The sequence below is a fragment of the Pseudoalteromonas sp. PAR1 genome, from assembly GCF_947311895.1.
GTDB classification, from domain to species: domain Bacteria; phylum Pseudomonadota; class Gammaproteobacteria; order Enterobacterales; family Alteromonadaceae; genus Pseudoalteromonas; species Pseudoalteromonas lipolytica_C.
In genome coordinates this window covers 160,021-177,849 of sequence record NZ_CAMZMY010000004.1, presented here as the reverse complement: position 1 = coordinate 177,849, position 17,829 = coordinate 160,021, and the positions used below count along the sequence as shown (strand labels likewise).

Below are 17,829 nucleotides of genomic sequence, written 5' to 3'. Positions count from 1 at the left end.
TAGTAGAGGTAACCATGTCACAAATAAAAAAGAGTCACAAACTTGACGGTGTCTGTTATGACATCCGTGGGCCTGTGCTTGCACAAGCTCGAAAAATGGAAGATGAAGGCCAAAAAGTATTAAAGTTAAATATCGGTAATCCTGCCGCCTTTGGCTTTGATATGCCTGAAGATATGCATAAAGATATCATCCGTAATTTATATTCAGCCCAAGGCTACTGTGACTCTAAAGGCCTCTACTCAGCCCGTGTGGCTGTCTATCAACACTATCAGCAGCGTGGCTTACACAATCTTGATGTCGATAATATTTATATTGGCAATGGGGTAAGTGAATTAATTCAAATGACCACACAAGCATTACTCGATAATGACGATGAGGTCTTGATCCCTGCACCTGATTATCCATTATGGACTGCATCAGTTAAGTTGGCTGGCGGTAACCCAGTGCATTACTTATGTGATGAAGAGCAGGATTGGTTTCCTGATATTGCTGATATAAAAAGTAAAATCACATCGAAAACAAAAGCTTTGGTACTTATTAACCCAAATAACCCAACAGGTGCAGTTTACAGCGATGACTTGCTTATGGAGCTTATTACCATTGCTCGCGAACATAAGTTGCTGTTATTGAGCGATGAAATTTACGAGAAGATTTTATACGATGGTGCAACTCACAGCTCAATTGGGGCCTTATGCGATGACGTGCCAATTATCACCTTTAATGGTTTAGCTAAAACATACCGCGCAGCAGGTTTGCGAATGGGGTGGATGGTGTTAAGCGGCCGCACTAGCATGATGGACGATTTAAGCCGTGGCTTGGATATGCTGGCATCAATGCGTTTATGTGCCAATGTACCGGCACAATATGCTATTCAGCAAGCCTTAGGTGGTGTGCAGTCAATTGACAATTTGATTAACCCTGGTGGTCGCTTGTATGTGCAACGCGACATAGCTTGGCGTGGATTGAATGCTATTGATGGCATTAGCTGTAAAAAGCCTAAAGGGGCACTCTACGCATTTGCGAAAGTAGATACGGCGCACTTTAATATTAAAGACGATGAACGCATGATTTTAGATTTACTCAAAGCCGAGAAAATCTTACTTGTGCATGGTCGTGCTTTTAATTGGCCAGATCCTGATCATTTCAGATTGGTGTTTTTACCAAACAAAGATGATTTAACAGAAGCGATGAGTAAGATGCAGCGATTCTTCGCTGATTATCGACAAAGCTAAAAAAAGCGAGCCGAGGCTCGCTTTTTTAATAAGCTTTATCAACACGCACCGTGTTATCGGTGAGATACACAAGGCGAACTTTATCGCCTTGATTAAACAGCATCTGGTTGTCTTTATCTTGAACAACCATGTATTGTTCACCGTTTTCTACTTTTATCATTAATTCAACGAGTTGATATTGTATAACGCGACTGTTTTGTTGACGGTTGTGAGCAACAGAGCCACCAATCATTGAACCTAAAATAGTTGCGACGGTACGACCACTGCCGCCGCCAAACTGATTACCAATAACACCCCCGAGTAATGCACCGCCAAAGGTTTCCCAGCCATTAGTTTTGTCTCTAACTAGCTCTTGATCAGTAATCGTTCGTACCGATTGCACAGATCCAAATAACACCTGCTGTACTGGCACTGCTTTATTACGCTGATAATCAGCGTAACTAGGCGAGCTGAGTAATAAACAGCTTACCAGGATTGTTACTAAGTATTTCATACATCCTCCTGACTACCAGCCAAAAGTTGATTTCTCGCGTGTTTTACGGATTTCAGTTTCATCAGCCCATTCAACTAGGCCACTTTTTAAATCCATTAAACGCATAGTAAATTTGTAATACACATCAGCCTTATCAGCATTTGACTTAACAATGCTCGATAAGTTGCCGTATAACATGTACTGAGCTCCAACTTGTTGACCAAATGCAATCGCTGTACTTGGGTTAACTAGCGGGTCATCGTTTTGAAAATTAAGTTGCTCACGTACCGCTTCAACGCGTGTCATATCAACAAAGCGAAACTTACCACTGCGTAGTAATTGTGTTGAGATTGAATCGGTGATTGATTCGGTATCAATGTGTTCACTGGTTTTATTCTTAATACGCTCTACAAACACGACTGGGCGACTATTTGCTGTCATTGTGCCAACCACAGGTGAAGCAAGTAACGAGTCTGTCATTTGGCTTGCTACTTTTTGTAGATCGGTTGATCCAAAGTTGATATCAGTTGTTTCAACAGCCTGAGCATCGCCGTAGCTAACCACCGCTTTATTGGCACAACCAGAAAGCAGCAAAGTGCTAGTTATCGCAATGGCCGCAGCCGATTTAACAGAAAGTAATTTCATCATGGTTTCCTTAATCTTCAAATTCTTGTGCTTCTGTTGACACTTCACGCACTGCAAGCGAGAAGGTGACAGCATTGGCTGTCGGGGCTAAGCCCGGTAACTGTGTTTTAGCAAATCCAAATAAGGTAATGGGTTGCCAAGGAGAGTGATTGCCGCGTATAACAAAACCATCAGCGTCATACCAAGTAAATTGGTACTGTAAATACTGTGATTTTTTATATTGGCTTGCCAATGTCACAACCACATCTGTTAAGCCGTTTGTTTGGCGTGTTTTTACATCTGTAATTGCAAGTTTTTGCCCTAGTTCTGGGTTATTAACGATCAATTGTTGGTTATATTGTTTTGCAGTTTGCTCAACACCAATGCCAGAAGTGGTCGGGCGTGAGGAGCAGGCCGCAACAAGTAAAATGGTTAATAGTGGCACTAAATATTTCATCATTGCTCCTAAAGTTGAACGACATGTGTGTCATAGTAGCTATTAATAGAGGTTAGGAAAATTAAGGTTAACCCTTGCTTACTAACCGAAAAGTTTATTTCGCCACGACCTGGTACAGATAAAACATGTTCACCAGTTGTCATGGTATTTTGGGCAATACTTAATTGACTTGGTAAGGTAAGCCAACTTCTTGTATCTGCTTGTTCAGAGGCCATGTTATATATATTGGCTAAAATATTACCCACATCGCCGCCGCTTCTTGCCAGTTCAGCACGCATCTTTTCTTTTGCAACCAAGCGCATTACTTGTCTGGTAATTCTTCCTGTACTTTGATCTTTAAGTGTTTTCGCTGCTAGTGCCTCGAGCCTAACGATTGGTTTAAGGATGAAGTTGTCGCCATCCAATGTAATGTTCTTGTCGTTATTTGCATAAGGTGCGCCGCGGTATACAGGCATAGCGATACTATAAAAACGCGCATCTCCACGGGACGAATAAATAGGCAAGCGTAATTGAAACTCTTGTCTTGCTGGTATTAAACCTTGCTCTGCAATTACAATTACTTGGCCTGTGTTTGGCTTATGCTGCTTAAGTTCACCAAAGCGTTTACTAAATTCTTCAAAGTCTTGCTCAAAGCCTTGTTTTTTAGCAAGTCGTAAAACAGTTTGTTGTAGGTAGCTATTATCGCTATTTATTTCGAGCGCTTTTTTATAGTCGATATAGGCATCATCAAACTGTTTATCCGCCTCATAAAGGAGGCCCGATAAATAGAACGTAAAGGCATTTTGAAAACCATTTTTAACATTGCCAATTAACTCGGCCATATCGGGATAACCCTCAGCTGCATTTTCTGCTTGTTCATCAAGTACAGCTTGGTTGTCTTTTAATGCATCTTCTTGCACTTTATTTGCGCGTCTAACTTCAACTAATGCTGATTCAAGTTGGTTATCAAATACGTAGCTCAGTGCTTTGTAGCTATGTAACATGGTCATTTCATAGGCAGCAGGCTCATAACCAATCACTGAATCATTTGTTAATAATGAATTTGTTTGTTCAAGACTTGTGCTTAGTTGTATTTTGGCTGCTTGACGCTTTTTTTCCATGTTTTGATAAACAGTTTCAAAGGTCTCATTGGCCTGAGAATTCTGTTTCGCTAAAAATTCAAGACGAGCAGTTTCAAGCTGATTCAATAAATAGTTACTGTGGCCACGGCTATTGCTCGGCAACAATTGCTGCGCATTTTCTATATTATTTTGAGATACAGCTTGGCGCACAGGTCTTAGCTGCGTCGCATAATCTTGGAATAGATCAGTAATACCTATGGTACTGCAGCCTGATAACAGTAAAACAGCGCCAATAAATAAACGTCGATGCACTGAACACTCCTTTTAAACAATGTACTCAGATTAGCATACGCGGCTTAACCTTCTATGATAAATTATGTAAAAAATCGTAAGTTAATAGACAACTTACTGGTCTAGTGTTTTTTAATGTTAAAGGAACACCACATTTGTTAAGTACTGTACTCTATACTTTAATTGCACTGTGTGCGTTTGCAGCTAACTCCTTGCTGTGTCGTATGGCATTACAAAGTGGTGATATTGACCCATTAAGTTTCACTGCCTTACGCTTGGTAAGTGGGGCATTGATGCTGCTTATACTGTTGCAGTGGCAATTAAAATCGCAAAGAGCTAAGCCTTTAACCGATAAAGGTAACAATATTAGTGCGCTTAGTTTATTTGTTTACGCGCTCTGCTTTTCAGTTGCCTACGTTGATTTAAATACCGGCACGGGCGCACTTATTTTATTTTCTGCGGTGCAACTGACTATGATAGGCCATAGTGTTTTTAACAAAGAGCCGCTTAGTAAAGTGCAGTGGGGGGCGTTGTTTGTAGCCTTTGCTGGCTTTATTTATTTAATGTTGCCCTCTGCAACAGTGCCCTCTTTTTTACCCGCTATGCTTATGGCAATAAGTGGCGTAGCGTGGGGAATTTACAGCATTCGTGGAAAATCATGCAGATCACCGCTGCAAGCAACTAGTTTTAACTTTTTAAGAAGTTTAATACTTGTGCCGATTTTAGTCCTTGTAGTTGCTTTTGATTGGCAAGCAGTCTCAGCTATCGGGATTTGCTTAGCTATAGCCTCAGGAGCACTTGCATCAGGAGTCGGTTACAGTATTTGGTATGTTGCACTACCAAAACTAAAAAGTAGCCAAGCGGGTGTGGTACAACTAACAGTCCCAGTGCTTGCTACAATAGCGGGGGTGCTATTTTTAGATGAGCAACTGACAACGCGTTTAATAATAGCCAGCGCCTTAATTCTTGGCGCTGTTTTGGTGTTTTTAATGGCTAAAAAGCGCAGTCTTTAGATTTAGGGGCATTGATATTTAATACGTAGCGTTCATAAAGCGTATTAAGTTCAGCTAAAATCGCTTGTTTGCCGCTAAGCTCACTTTGTTCAATACATTGCTGTAATGTTTCAACTGACAAATACTGCATCATCTTTGCTGAAGCTCTGATATGGCTAATATGCCAAGGCTCAGGAGCAACCCCGCCTTTATATTCTTGATAGGGGCGATAAAAACCATACTTTTCAAGGTTATTATCAAGCCATACAGCAAGCTTAGTAAATGGTCCTGTGGTCGAATACTCATCAGGTGTTAATTGCAGTTGATAATCATCGTCAATAGGGCGGGTATCGTAGATGTCGAGGTCGGTACCAAAGTGATGCCTGCTTGCCCCCGGTAGTGCAGAGTAAAGCATAATCGCGTGACACTTTTCAGTATCAGTTAAACGTTGTAAGTCTACCGTTTTTTGCTCAAGAGTATAAACTGGGCGAAGACCCTGAAATTTAGCATTCCAAATAGCACTTTGACGCTGAAAATCGCGAAAGCTTGAGGCTATCGCCAAATCAATACCTGCTTCTTTCGCGCCTTGTTGAAGGGCTAAAAAGTCATCGACAATATCACCATGCAAGCGGTGGTTTTGTAGCCCAACTAAATGTGAGCTACTTAACCCTGTGGCGCATTGTTTAAGCTCGGTTTGGTTCATGTAAGCAGTTGCTCTAAAATGATTTCATAAATATCTGCAAGCTGAATTAAATCATCTGTGCTAACACATTCGTTTACTTTATGAATGGTTTCATTACGAGGGCCTAGCTCAATGACTTTGGCACCTGTTTGCGCAATAAAACGGCCATCAGATGTACCACCGGTGGTTTCAAGCGCTGTGTCGCGTCCGGTCACCTGCTTAATAGCGTGTACTGTAGCATCAACTAACGGACCGTGATCGGTTAAAAACGGTAGTCCATTAACAATCCAACTTAGTTCATAATCAAGGTTATGTTTTTCAACAATATCAACAACTCTTTGTTGTAGCTGTTGATAGGTTACTTCGGTACTAAAGCGAAAGTTGAATTGAATGTCGAGCTCGCCTGGGATCACATTGCCAGCTCCGGTGCCACCATTTATATTTGAAACTTGAAAGCTTGTTGCAGGGAAAAACTCGTTACCCTGATCCCACTCGGTTTGGCTAAGTTCAGTTAACGCCGGTGCAGCTAAGTGAATCGGGTTTTGTGCTAAATGTGGATAAGCAACGTGACCTTGTACACCTTTAACGGTTAAAAAGCCTGTTAATGAGCCGCGACGACCATTTTTTACTACATCACCCAGTTTATCTCGCGACGATGGTTCGCCAACTAAGCATAAATCAATCTTCTCACCACGGGCTTCAAGGGTATCGATAACACGGGTTGTACCGTTGATAAACGGGCCTTCTTCATCTGATGTAATTAAAAATGAAATAGACCCTTTATGATCTGGGTGTTTTGCAATAAAGCGCTCAGTGGCAACAACCATAGCTGCTAAGGAGCCTTTCATATCGGCTGCACCGCGTCCGTGTAGCATGCCGTCTTTTACCAGTGCCGAAAAAGGCGGGTGCTGCCAATTTTTTTCAGGACCTGTTGGTACAACATCTGTGTGACCAGCAAAACAAAAATGCGGTGACGCATCTCCCTTACGAGCCCAGGTATTTAAGGTATCAGTGAAAAACAGTGATTCAATATTAAAGCCAAGTTTTTCAAGGCGCTCGTTCATTAACGCTTGGCAACCAGCATCTTCAGGGGTCACTGATTCACGCTGGATAAGCGCTTGAGCAAGTTCAATAACAGGGTGAGTCATTAGGCAAAAATCTCATCGTATTGAGCTGCTTTAAAACCTAAGTGGTATTGGCCATTATGCACAAGTAGCGGGCGCTTGATCATCGCAGGTTGCTCAACTAATAATGCTAATGCTGATTCTTTATCGAGATTTTGTTTTTGTTCATCAGATAACTGGCGATAAGTTGTGCCGCGTTTATTAACTAAATCTTGCCAATCAATATGCGCTGCAAATTCATTAACTAGCTCTGCACTGATGCCGTCTTTACGGTAATCATGGAAAGTAAACTCTTGATTATTATCAGATAAATATTTTTTCGCTTTTTTAATTGTATCGCAATTGCTGATACCATACATGATAGTCATAAATTCTACTTTTTAGTTACAGTGAGTAAAGTATCTACCCCAGCAATGACCTGAGATAGTGAATAATAAAGGGGGCCAAGATTATGGCTGTTGAGCACGCAAACTGTGCCTAGCATAGGGCTGCTTAGCTCGCGTAGGTCAAAATAGGCTAATCGCTCACCTTGGCTAATTTTACTGCCATTTAGCTTAGCAATGTTGGTGTGGCTAATATGCTCTTCTATAGATGAAAACGATAAATTTAATAATATTTTCAAACCATTTTTGGCCTGTAAAATATATTCTTTTCCTGCATTTTTAACTTGTAATAGTGTGCCATCGAAAGGGGCAATAATATTGTGGCTCGTTAGTTCTACACAAATCCCAGGACCAACGGTGGCATACCTAAAAAAAGGCTCTGGGTGTTCAGCCATACTTTTAACACGACCTGTAAAAGGGCTTTTGATTGCCATACAACGCGCTTTTCTTAGGCTGCGCTCAGGCAAATATTGAACGTCGATACTCATGGCTTATTTAACGTCACCTATCACATGGTAACCGTCTTTTCTAAGTGCTGTAATGGCTTTTGCCATGCTTTGCTTTTTCACCAAGACATAATCGGTATCGTACGTTGATAAAGCAAAAATCGAAATTGACGCTTTAGCAAGCACACCAGAAATGTTCGCCATAATACCCGTTAAAGAAAAGCCAAGAGGGCCAATCACTTCAAGTGCTAGCCAATCAGTTTCTTGATCTAAACTGTCTATTGCAAAGGTACTTGGGCATACAATTGATAGCTCATCGGCGGTTTTAGCAATAAAGAAAATAGCTTGTTGGAGTAGGGCAGGATCAATCGTTGCATCAACATCTAAACTATGAATGGTAAGTTCTTCACTATGAAGTTGTAACGTTTGTTTTGACATCTGTGATCCTATCTTTGAAGCCTTTGAATTTATAGTATAGGTAAACAAAGTTAAGATAAAGCGCAATAATTTTGATTGCTGGGGATTTGCTCAGTTTAGCCTTTAAATATTGTCCACAGATTCTGTGGATAAATATGGGAATAGCTCAGTATAAAGAAGGTAATAGGCTAATTTATAAAGAATTTATAAATTAGCCTAATTTTTGAAGGGTTAATTTTCTAAGCTTTCAACTTGCTTAGCTTGAATCGCCGTAAGGGCAATGGTGTAAACAATATCGTCTACTAATGCACCACGGCTCAAGTCATTTACTGGCTTACGCATACCTTGCAGCATTGGGCCAATACTAATTAAGTCAGCACTACGTTGCACGGCTTTATAGGTTGTATTACCGGTATTTAAATCTGGGAATACGAACACCGTCGCTTTACCTGCTACAGGGCTGCCAGGAGCTTTCTTAATCGCAACGTTTTCCATAATTGCAGCGTCGTACTGAAGTGGGCCATCAATCACTAAATCAGGGCGCTTTTGCTGGGCAAGCTTAGTGGCTTCACGCACTTTTTCTACGTCAGCACCTGAACCCGAAGTACCCGTACTGTAGCTGATCATTGCAACACGAGGCTCAATACCAAACGCGGCGGCTGAGTCTGCTGATTGAATTGCAATATCGGCTAACTGCTCTGCGGTTGGGTCTGGGTTAATTGCACAGTCACCATAAACCAGTACTTGATCAGGTAACAGCATAAAGAATACCGATGAGACTAACGACGAGCCCGGTGCAGTTTTAATTAACTGTAACGGTGGGCGAATGGTGTTTGCAGTGGTGTTAACAGCGCCCGAAACTAAGCCATCAACTTTACCTTGCTCAAGCATCATGGTACCAAGTACCACATTGTCGAGTAGTTGCTCTTGGGCAATAACTTCAGTTAAGCCTTTGTTTTTACGAATTTCGACCATCGGCGCAACGTAATCGTTAATTACATCACTCGGTTCAATAATTGTAACGTTATCGTTGAGCTCTACACCTTGTTGCTCTGCAATACGTAAAATCTCTTCTTTGTCACCAAGCAGGATTGTTTTAGCAATACCACGTTGGCCACAAATTGCCGCAGCTTTAATCGTACGCGGCTCATTACCTTCAGGTAAAACTACGGTTTTATTCGCTTGACGAGCTTTGTCTGTCAGTAAGAAACGAAACGCAGGCGGTGACATTTTACGAGTACGGCCAACACTTTTCGCAAGGCTGTCTAACCAATCAGAGTCGATATGGCTGGCGTTATGATCTTTCACCTTATCGATACGTTGGTCATCATCACATGGTACTTCCATATTGAAGTTGTGCAGCAAGAGTGACGTGCGCCAAGTATCTTCCTCTGTTGCAAGAATTGGCAGGCCTGTGTCCATGGCTTGCTCGCACAATTTCATAATGCGATCTTCAGGCTTAAAGCCACCGGTTAATAAAATCGCCCCAAGCTTGGTGCCATTCATGGCTGATAAACAAGCCGCAACTAATACATCAGAGCGATCGCCTGGTGTTACCAGTAATGCACCCGGGGTAAAGTGGCTTAAAATGTTTGAAACCGTTCGCGCACAGAAAGTGACACGACGTAAACGACGGTGAGCCATGTCGCCTTCGTTAATGACTTCGGCTTTTAAGTATTCACATAAATCGCGCACACGCGGCGCTACTAGGTCGAAATCCCACGGAATTGAACCTAATAACTTAAATGGGTGCTTTCTGAAAATCGGCAGTGATGCTAAACGGTTTAATTCGTTTTCAAGTTGTTCAGGCTCATGGGCCTCAACAAGGTCTGCACGTGCGCGACCTTCGTCATCTAAAGGAGCATTTACTTTGTTGAAAATACAACCTAGCACGCGAGGGTGGTTAACACCGCCATAGTTGCCAGAGGCGATTTCTAAACGGTCTTCAATTTGGTCATTGCTATCGTTGCTTGGTGTTAATACAAAAACAATATCAGCACCCAGTGTTTGTGCGATTTCGCGGTTTACACGGCCAGCATACGGCTGACGACGTGTTGGCACCATACCTTCGATAATAGCAATTTCGTCTTCTTTAATGGTGCTTTCAAAGCGCTCTACGATTTCTTCTAGTAAGTCGTCGCCTTTACCATCACCAATCATTTGCTCTGCATAGCTAAGCTCAAATGGTGTAGGTGGATTAATTGGCGAACCATGGGTGACAATTTGCGTTGACTTTTCTGGGCCTGTATCGCCAGAACGAGGCTGAGCGATTGGCTTAAAAAAGTTTACCTTTAGCGCTTTTTGCTCAAGCGCGCGGACTAAACCAACAGAAACAGACGTTAAACCAACCCCCGTTGAAATAGGGATCAACATAATTCTATGTGCCATTTACTTAAGCCTCCTGTGCAATACGGGCTGCATCGTTTGCAATAACCCATTCTTCGTTGGTTGGGATCACAAACGCTTTCGCATGCGCTTGGCCTTTTGAAATTAGACCTTCTTTACCAAAACGTGCCGCTAAGTTTGCATCTTCATCACACTCAAGGCCTAAAAAGCCTAATTGAGTGATGACTTTGTCACGAATAATATCTGAGTTTTCACCGATACCGCCGGTAAAAATAAGTGCATCTAAACGTTGTAGAGGAACTAAAAAAGCAGCTATTTGTTTAGCTAAGCGGTAACAGAAGATATCGAGTGCAAGGTTTGCTTGCGGGTGGCCTTCAACGGCGGCTTCTTCGATAGTGCGGCAGTCATTTGATAATTCACTAATACCTAGCAAGCCACTTTGCTTATTGAGTAAATCATCAATTTCTTGAGCCGTGTAATTAAGTTGCTGGGTTAAGAAGGTGAATAAACCCGGATCGATGCTACCACTGCGAGTACCCATCACTAAGCCTTCAAGCGGCGTAAGACCCATACTGGTATCTACACTCTTACCATCTTTAATCGCACACACTGAACAACCATTACCTAAATGTGCACTGATCACATTAGTTTGCTCGCGCTCTTTGCCTAATAATTTTGCTGCTTCACCAGCAACGTAATAATGACTGGTACCATGAAAACCATAGCGTCTTACGCCATGCTCTTTATATAGTGAGTAAGGCAAAGCGTATAAGTAAGCAATATTAGGCATGGTTTGGTGAAACGCAGTATCAAACACGGCAATTTGTGGCAGCGCTGAGAACGCTTGCTTTGCAGTGCGAATACCCAATAAGTTTGCTGGGTTATGAAGTGGTGCAAGTGCCGCTGTTTTTTCAATAGCTGCAAGTACATCATCGTCGATAAGTACAGATTCGGTGAAATGCTCGCCACCGTGCACCACACGATGACCTACAGCGATTAAATTATCTGCAAGACCTAAGTTATTGACTAACTTAACTAATTCAGCAATCGCCGCATCGTGGGCTTGACCTTTAGCAAGTTCAATCAGCTTCTTTTCACCATTATATTTATATTTGATTGAAGGCGTGTCTGAGCCAAGGCGCTCAGCTAAACCTGAAATAACTTCGTCAGAAGTGGTGGCATTTAAAATGGCAAATTTTAAACTTGAACTACCACAGTTCAGTACTAAAACATGGTGTGGTGGGTAAAGGGGCGTTGGCATAGCTAGGTCCTAAAAGTACGATATCAGTCAGTGTATATTAAGGCTTGATAATTAGAATTCTTTGCCAGTATAGTAAATAAGTATTTTGTTGCTACACTTAACAAAGGTGGGCTGTAATTATACTAAAGTCTCGTTGACTTAAGCCGATAACATTTTATCTCATTTAGACTATTAACGTTAGTGTCAATGACATAAATTGTTATAAAAACGAGGACAGGTTTTGCAGGGATTGTATCCGGGAGTGTGTTACACTCAGTTGTGAAACAGTATGAAAACCCGAGGAGTGATGATGCAAAAAGGTGTCATGTCACAAGTGCAAACAGGTCGTCAGTACGCGAAAAAGTGGCCAATGCGACAAGAGCTAGCTCCAATGTTTGCTGAATTCAGAGTGATCAAAGCCACTGACTTGGCGATCACAGTCATGCCTATTCTGGCTATGTTCACAGTGTTCATGCAAGTAAACTATTTAGGTAGTGATTACTTCCCTCAAGCTATCACTATCGCTTTATTTTTTCTGTCGTTACCTTTTCAAGGCTTACTGTGGTTAGGTCGTCGCGCTCAAACCCGCTTAGAACCAGCCATGTTAAGTTGGTATACCGAGCTGCATAGTAAAATGAAGGCGCATGGCTATCAGTCACAACTCACAACTGAAAAACCATGCTACACAGATTTAGCTCAACTTTTAAAAGATATGTTCGAAAAGATGGATAAAGCGTTCACAAAAGAACACTTTTAATCACGAATAAACTGGCTCACATAAAATGATAACGTTACTTTTTGTGGGCCTTGTTGCTCTATCTGCTGCCAATGCTCTGGGCGAAACTTCCAAGCAAACGGTGTCATCATAATTAAATGTTTAATCTCATCAACAGGCAATAGCACCTGTTGCTCTAGTAAGTTTATTGACTCTTTACTAAACCCTGCTGGTGGCTCTATCTCTGTATGTGGTTTTACATCCGTATAAATAAACGCTTTTAATTCTTTAAGATGCCAAGGTCCTGGGCTTGCGACAATTAGACTGCCTTGCGATTTGGCAAGTCGAGCAAGTTCTTGTGCAAATAAGGGGGCAAACACACTGACAAGCACATCGGCAGATGCGTCAGCAAAAGGGGCTTGGCTAATCGAGGCAACACTAAAATTTGCATTTTCATAACGCTTAGCCGCGTATTTTACCGCCGGCTTCGAAATATCAACACCATATACTTCGGCACTCGATTGCGCTGCTATTGCTTGGGTATAAAAGCCTTCGCCACATCCTAAATCAATTACTGTATTTGGTTTAAGTGATGCCACTAACTCAGCTAAAGCTTGCTGTAAAAAAAGGTAGTGCCCCGCACTTAAAAAAGCTCGGCGTGCTTGCACCATTTCAAGGTTATCACCCGGTTGTTTCGACTTTTTATTTTGCACGGGTAGTAAATTGACATAACCCTCTTTGGCGATATCAAAACTATGGTTGTTGTCACAGCGGTAAGTTTTATCGGTTAGCGTAAGTTCAAGTTTGCAAAGCGGGCAGTGATAGTGAAGACTCATGAGTCTAAATAGTCCTTATCATAAAAGGTTTTAACCCAGTGCGGGCGATAGGTGATCAACAAGGTAATAGCCATGCCATTGAGCATTGCTTCAGGAAACCAAATTATGGCACATAGAATGAGATAGTTTTCTGAAATCTCAATAAAACTGTAATCACCCAATAAGTAATAAAACACACCACTGGTAAGTATTTTGATACAAGCGATAACAGCCGCGGTTAAAAATGCGCATAAAAAGATATAAATAAAAAAGTGTCTTGGTAAATAGCTATAGCAAAGTACAAAACACAAGTAACTCAGCGTGATAGGTATAAATGCCGTAAACAGTAAATGCACCGGTAATAAGGGCAGTGGTAACTGAGCGACTAACACCAGCAGTAGACTTGCAAGGCTGCTTGCAAAAATAGCCAGTCGCCAACCTAAAATCAGGGTCACTGCGGTGACCCCTAAGATATGCAATTCGAGGCCCGGCAATATTCCCGCTTTAATGCGCCATAATATTGCAAGTACTAAAGCACACGCGAGCACACCCACTTGTCTTATTGGTGTTGCCAATAATTGGGATGCGCTTTGCTTATCAAAGCTTAGCCAAAGTACTAAAGCCACACAGCTCCACAAAGGGAGCTGCCATTGCATCGTCTCTATCATGCGTTAAATGTTGACCAAATTGGCGCATGATCAGATGGTTTTTCGATACCACGTAATTCGTAATCGATACCTGACTCAACACAACGCTCAGCAAGCGCTGGGGTTGCTAAGATCACATCAATACGTAAACCGCGATTGTCATCAAAACCTTTTGAGCGGTAATCAAACCACGAATATTGTTCGGTTTTTTCTGGGTATAGTTCACGGAAGGTATCTTTAAAGCCCCAGTTTAATAACGTGCTTAGCCATTCACGCTCTTCTGGTTGAAAAGAACATTTACCCGTTTTTAACCAGCGCTTACGGTTAGGCTCTCCAATACCAATGTCGAGATCGGTTGGTGAAATATTAATGTCGCCCATCACAATAACATCTTGCTCTGGTGTGTGATTATCTTCTAAGTGGGTCATTAGATCTTTATAGAATTGACGCTTATATGGGAACTTGGTTTCATGGGCAATATTATCGCCTTGTGGGAAATAGCCATTCATTACAGTAAGATCGCGACCATTTTCTTGAGTCACTGTTACGCTGATCATACGACGTTGTGATTCATCTGTATCGGTTGCAAAACCTTTTACAACCGATTTAGGTTCTTGCTTACATAGCATTGCCACGCCGTAATGCGCTTTTTGACCATGGAAATAAACGTGATAACCCATTTTTTGTACATCCTCAAGCGGGAAGGCTTCATCATGCACTTTGATTTCTTGTAAGCCAATGATGTCTGGTTGATGTTTATCAATCACCGCTTGCAACTGGTGTAAACGGGCGCGCAGGCCGTTAATGTTAAATGAGATTACCTTCATGGATTACCTATCTGAATTTTTGTTTATTCGTTTAGCGCAATTCTACCATCAAAATAGGGCTTATTCATGAGCAAATTACGAAAATCAAATTGAATAAATGTTGATCAATTGCTGCTTATTTTAAAAACATTGTTAACTCAGTATTAATAATTAAATTAAATAAATAATTCAGTTGATCTACTTATTTTTGGTTATATAATGCGCGCAAATCACCCGTTCATATTATGTACTATTTAAAGGTAAACCATGAAAAAACAATTAGTGATGCTTTCTCTTGCATGTATCTCATTTGGCTCATTAGCAAGCAACCCGCACTACTTTTCAGCTGATAACCGTATTGAATCAAAGTTATGTAGCTTAAGTGCGAACGAAGGGTTTACCGCTGCACGTAAAGAAGCTGCAAAGCATGGCATTTCAATGTCACGTTTTTCAAAGAGCATTTTATGTAACGGTACTGACATCCGTGAAATTGCTAAAAAAGCACAATCACAAGAAGCTGCAACAAAGGCAGCTGTTGAAGTGTTTGCTAAAAATGAGCAAAAAGAGACTCAACTTTGTATCACTGCACTTAAAAAAGGTTTAACACCTGTGCGTGAAAAAATTGGTAACTTAAATACTTTAAAATGTAATGGCGAAGCAGTAACAGATTTCGTCAAGCGTTACCAAAACGCAGCTATCTAATAGCAACATTACAGTTAGATTGAAAAAGCGCTTTTTAGAGCGCTTTTTTTATGAAAAAATTACAGTAATTAATGAAAAGCTTGCTAAATCATAGGCTTAACCTTAACTTAACTAGGTTGTAAGTGCTTGATTTTAGCTAATAAGGCATTTTGGCATTCAACTTGTAACAGTCGAAGTGAATCTAATCGACTACAAGGAAATGTCTTATGAAAAAGTTAACTTTAGCATCAACAATTTTAGCAGCATTAAGCCTATCAGCCTGTTCTGCGAGTAACTCTTTAGCAAAAATCGACAGCGATTTTGGCAGCCTAGATAATGACAACGACGGTTATATCTCTAAAGTAGAAGCTGACGACGATGCTATTTGGGAGCACTTTTCAAATATCGATACCAATATGGATGAGCAAATCAGCCGTACTGAATTTAATGCTTACATGCAGTTAAATACAGGCAAGGTGGCAACTGATAGTGAGGTATCTGAATCAGCATTTAAAGCTGAAATCGCTAAATTTGACCCAATCGAAAATGACTTTAAATCGTTAGATAACGATAAAAATGGCTATATTTCTATTGAAGAAGCGGATGACGACGACATTGCAAATCACTTTGGCTATATGGATAGTAACAAAGATAAACGTGTAAGCCGCAATGAGTTTATTAGTTACATTAATAAATATGGCAGTGAAGTTGCCGAAGACGACGCGTTAGAGATGCTTAACAAGAGCTAATTTTATAAAGCAGCTATTAAATACCCCAAAAGCCAGTGTTTTACGCTGGCTTTTTTATAATAATTTTTCCAACCTTGGTCGACTTCTGTCATAATAGAGCGTTAGTGAGTAAAAATGACCTTTAGTAGCAATGGCCGCAAAACGTATCAGTGATGAACAATTAGTCGAAATCATAGAAGCCGCGATTTTTGTTGCCGGAAAGCCCGTGTCTAAGCGTCATTTAAAAGAGACAGTATTAGCTGATTTAAGCGTATCTATGCCACGCATAAATAATGCAATTGATCAAATTCAAACGCATTATCAAACTCGAGGCATTAAGCTTGTTGCCGTTGGCAGCGGTTATCGGTTTCAAGCATGTGCAAGTTTAGCACCTTGGCTTGCAAACTTATGGCAAGAGCGCGCACCTAAATACTCACGAGCACTACTAGAAACTTTATCCTTGATTGCCTATAGACAACCCATAACCCGTGGTGAGATTGAACAAGTACGGGGGGTTACAGTTGGCTCAGGGATAATTAAAACATTATTAGAAAGAGAGTGGATAAGAGTTGTTGGCCACAAAGAAGTGCCGGGGCGTCCTGCCTTGTACGCCACCACTGCTGCTTTCTTAGACTATTTTTCATTAGCTGGTTTAGATGAGTTACCACCACTGCCTGAGCTTCAGGAAAGTAAAATCAACCAGTTATTGAGCGATCCTTCTGTGAGAGAACTATCTGAATGAGTAATTTAGAAACTGAAAAGTTACAAAAAGTATTAGCCCGTGCTGGTGTGGGTTCACGTCGTGAAATGGAAAAATACATTGATGCCAACCGCGTAAGTGTTAACGGTAAAGTTGCCCGTTTAGGTGACCGTGTAGAGGCAAGCGATGTAATCCGTGTTGATGGTCACGTTGTGAAAATTGAAGACAAAGCTGAGCGTATTTGTCGTGTGCTTATGTACAACAAACCCGAAGGTGAGTTATGTACACGTAAAGACCCAGAAGGTCGTCGTACCGTATTTGACCGTTTACCACGCGTTGATGGCGAACGTTGGATTGCGGTAGGTCGATTAGATATCAACACTGCAGGTTTAATGCTTTTTACTAACGATGGTGAACTTGCTAACCGTTTAATGCACCCAAGCTACGAAGTAGAGCGTGAGTACTCAGCTCGTGTGTTTGGTGAAGTGACTAACGAAACGCTACGCACTTTAACAAAAGGTGTTGAGCTTGAAGATGGCCCTGCAAAATTCTTGAACATCAAGCCTATGGGTGGTGAAGGTATCAACCGTTGGTTCAATGTGACTTTAACTGAAGGTCGTAACCGCGAAGTACGTCGTTTATGGCAATCGCAAGATGTAGAAGTTTCTCGTCTTATTCGTATTCGTTACGGTAAGTTAGAGCTTGATAAGCGTTTACCACAAGGTGGTTGGGCTGAGCTTGATTTAGATACCGTTAACTATTTACGTAAAACTGTACAGTTAGGTCGCGAAACACAAACTAAGTTGTCGGCTATTCCTGAAAAACGTAAAGACAAGCGTGCTAAAATTAACCAAATCCGTAAGGCGGTTAAAAAGCACAATCAACGCGCTAAACAAACTAAGCGTCGTTAATCAGAAATATAATTGTTTGCAGATAAACTAATTTATTTGCAAACAGGCATAAAAAAAGC

21 protein-coding genes are annotated in these 17,829 nt (G+C 41.3%); 7 read left to right on the top strand and 14 right to left on the bottom strand.

From position 1 onward, the window contains the following. Positions 1-14 precede the first annotated feature (14 nt). Positions 15-1,232, top strand: coding sequence for a pyridoxal phosphate-dependent aminotransferase (locus QL229_RS04820; RefSeq protein WP_135925153.1), 1,218 nt, complete (start codon positions 15-17; stop codon positions 1,230-1,232). Positions 1,233-1,257: 25 nt separating this feature from the next. Here QL229_RS04820 and QL229_RS04815 read toward each other — a convergent pair whose 3' ends face one another. Genes QL229_RS04815 through QL229_RS04800 form a run of 4 tightly spaced genes read right to left on the bottom strand, consistent with a single transcriptional unit; the run spans position 1,258 to position 4,158 of the window. Then, complete coding sequence (locus QL229_RS04815; protein ID WP_135925151.1) at positions 1,258-1,725, bottom strand: glycine zipper 2TM domain-containing protein; 468 nt, start codon at positions 1,723-1,725, stop codon at positions 1,258-1,260. Positions 1,726-1,737: 12 nt separating this feature from the next. Continuing rightward, positions 1,738-2,352 carry a penicillin-binding protein activator LpoB gene (lpoB, locus tag QL229_RS04810; protein ID WP_135925149.1) on the bottom strand — a complete coding sequence of 205 codons (615 nt, stop codon included), beginning with the start codon at positions 2,350-2,352 and terminating at the stop codon, positions 1,738-1,740. A 7-nt stretch (positions 2,353-2,359) separates the two neighbouring features. Next, complete coding sequence (locus tag QL229_RS04805) at positions 2,360-2,785, bottom strand: YcfL family protein (RefSeq protein WP_135926286.1); 426 nt, start codon at positions 2,783-2,785, stop codon at positions 2,360-2,362. Positions 2,786-2,793: 8 nt separating this feature from the next. Then, positions 2,794-4,158, bottom strand: coding sequence for an adenine DNA methylase (locus QL229_RS04800; RefSeq protein ID WP_138557365.1), 1,365 nt, complete (start codon positions 4,156-4,158; stop codon positions 2,794-2,796). Between the two features lie 134 nt (positions 4,159-4,292). Here QL229_RS04800 and QL229_RS04795 point away from each other — a divergent pair, with 134 nt between their 5' ends. Beyond that, the gene (locus QL229_RS04795) at positions 4,293-5,150 is read left to right on the top strand and encodes a DMT family transporter (protein ID WP_249930204.1); all 858 of its coding nucleotides are present in this window, start codon (positions 4,293-4,295) and stop codon (positions 5,148-5,150) included. Here QL229_RS04795 and QL229_RS04790 read toward each other — a convergent pair. The 7 genes from QL229_RS04790 to QL229_RS04760 form a co-directional block, all read right to left on the bottom strand. Then, positions 5,131-5,832: a M15 family metallopeptidase gene (locus tag QL229_RS04790; protein WP_138557366.1), complete on the bottom strand. Its 702-nt coding sequence runs from the start codon at positions 5,830-5,832 to the stop codon at positions 5,131-5,133. The genes QL229_RS04795 and QL229_RS04790 overlap by 20 nt on opposite strands. Continuing rightward, on the bottom strand, positions 5,829-6,959 hold the full coding sequence (dapE, locus tag QL229_RS04785) for a succinyl-diaminopimelate desuccinylase (RefSeq protein WP_138557367.1): 1,131 nt from the start codon (positions 6,957-6,959) through the stop codon (positions 5,829-5,831). The genes QL229_RS04790 and dapE overlap by 4 nt, the downstream gene beginning before the upstream one ends. After that, the gene (locus QL229_RS04780) at positions 6,959-7,303 is read right to left on the bottom strand and encodes an ArsC family reductase (protein ID WP_135925138.1); all 345 of its coding nucleotides are present in this window, start codon (positions 7,301-7,303) and stop codon (positions 6,959-6,961) included. Before QL229_RS04780 ends, dapE begins: the two co-directional genes overlap by 1 nt. Before the next feature lie 5 nt (positions 7,304-7,308). Continuing rightward, positions 7,309-7,752, bottom strand: coding sequence for a PTS glucose transporter subunit IIA (locus QL229_RS04775; RefSeq protein WP_235382508.1), 444 nt, complete (start codon positions 7,750-7,752; stop codon positions 7,309-7,311). A 57-nt stretch (positions 7,753-7,809) separates the two neighbouring features. After that, positions 7,810-8,202 carry an ACT domain-containing protein gene (locus QL229_RS04770; RefSeq protein ID WP_135925133.1) on the bottom strand — a complete coding sequence of 131 codons (393 nt, stop codon included), beginning with the start codon at positions 8,200-8,202 and terminating at the stop codon, positions 7,810-7,812. A 210-nt stretch (positions 8,203-8,412) separates the two neighbouring features. Next, positions 8,413-10,569: a phosphate acetyltransferase gene (pta, locus tag QL229_RS04765; RefSeq protein ID WP_135925130.1), complete on the bottom strand. Its 2,157-nt coding sequence runs from the start codon at positions 10,567-10,569 to the stop codon at positions 8,413-8,415. A 4-nt stretch (positions 10,570-10,573) separates the two neighbouring features. Beyond that, positions 10,574-11,788: an acetate kinase gene (locus tag QL229_RS04760; RefSeq protein ID WP_138557369.1), complete on the bottom strand. Its 1,215-nt coding sequence runs from the start codon at positions 11,786-11,788 to the stop codon at positions 10,574-10,576. Positions 11,789-12,077: 289 nt separating this feature from the next. On the opposite strand from QL229_RS04760, the gene yfbV reads away from it, so the two are divergent. After that, entirely contained in the window at positions 12,078-12,524 is a 447-nt protein-coding gene (gene yfbV / locus QL229_RS04755) for a terminus macrodomain insulation protein YfbV (RefSeq protein ID WP_138557370.1), read from the top strand. On the opposite strand, the gene QL229_RS04750 is transcribed toward yfbV, so the two are convergent. The 3 genes from QL229_RS04750 to xthA are packed head-to-tail and all read right to left on the bottom strand — an operon-like array spanning position 12,521 to position 14,771. Further along, complete coding sequence (locus QL229_RS04750) at positions 12,521-13,318, bottom strand: putative RNA methyltransferase (protein ID WP_138557371.1); 798 nt, start codon at positions 13,316-13,318, stop codon at positions 12,521-12,523. The two genes, yfbV and QL229_RS04750, sit on opposite strands and share 4 nt — an antisense overlap. Continuing rightward, complete coding sequence (locus tag QL229_RS04745) at positions 13,315-13,965, bottom strand: energy-coupling factor ABC transporter permease (RefSeq protein WP_135925113.1); 651 nt, start codon at positions 13,963-13,965, stop codon at positions 13,315-13,317. Before QL229_RS04745 ends, QL229_RS04750 begins: the two co-directional genes overlap by 4 nt. After that, positions 13,962-14,771, bottom strand: coding sequence for an exodeoxyribonuclease III (gene xthA, locus QL229_RS04740; protein ID WP_054552965.1), 810 nt, complete (start codon positions 14,769-14,771; stop codon positions 13,962-13,964). The genes QL229_RS04745 and xthA overlap by 4 nt, the downstream gene beginning before the upstream one ends. Positions 14,772-15,017: 246 nt before the next feature. On the opposite strand from xthA, the gene QL229_RS04735 reads away from it, so the two are divergent. From QL229_RS04735 to rluB, 4 genes are all read left to right on the top strand, one after another. After that, positions 15,018-15,452 (top strand): exonuclease III, encoded by a 435-nt coding sequence (locus QL229_RS04735; RefSeq protein WP_135925109.1) that lies wholly within the window; start codon positions 15,018-15,020, stop codon positions 15,450-15,452. A gap of 206 nt (positions 15,453-15,658) precedes the next feature. Beyond that, positions 15,659-16,180 (top strand): EF-hand domain-containing protein, encoded by a 522-nt coding sequence (locus QL229_RS04730; protein ID WP_135925107.1) that lies wholly within the window; start codon positions 15,659-15,661, stop codon positions 16,178-16,180. 130 nt (positions 16,181-16,310) lie between these two features. Further along, positions 16,311-16,901 carry an SMC-Scp complex subunit ScpB gene (scpB, locus tag QL229_RS04725; RefSeq protein WP_135925105.1) on the top strand — a complete coding sequence of 197 codons (591 nt, stop codon included), beginning with the start codon at positions 16,311-16,313 and terminating at the stop codon, positions 16,899-16,901. Further along, a complete protein-coding gene (gene rluB, locus QL229_RS04720) occupies positions 16,898-17,770 on the top strand; it encodes a 23S rRNA pseudouridine(2605) synthase RluB (RefSeq protein WP_135925103.1) in 873 nt (290 codons plus the stop codon). Before scpB ends, rluB begins: the two co-directional genes overlap by 4 nt. The last annotated feature ends 59 nt before the right edge of the window (positions 17,771-17,829 follow it).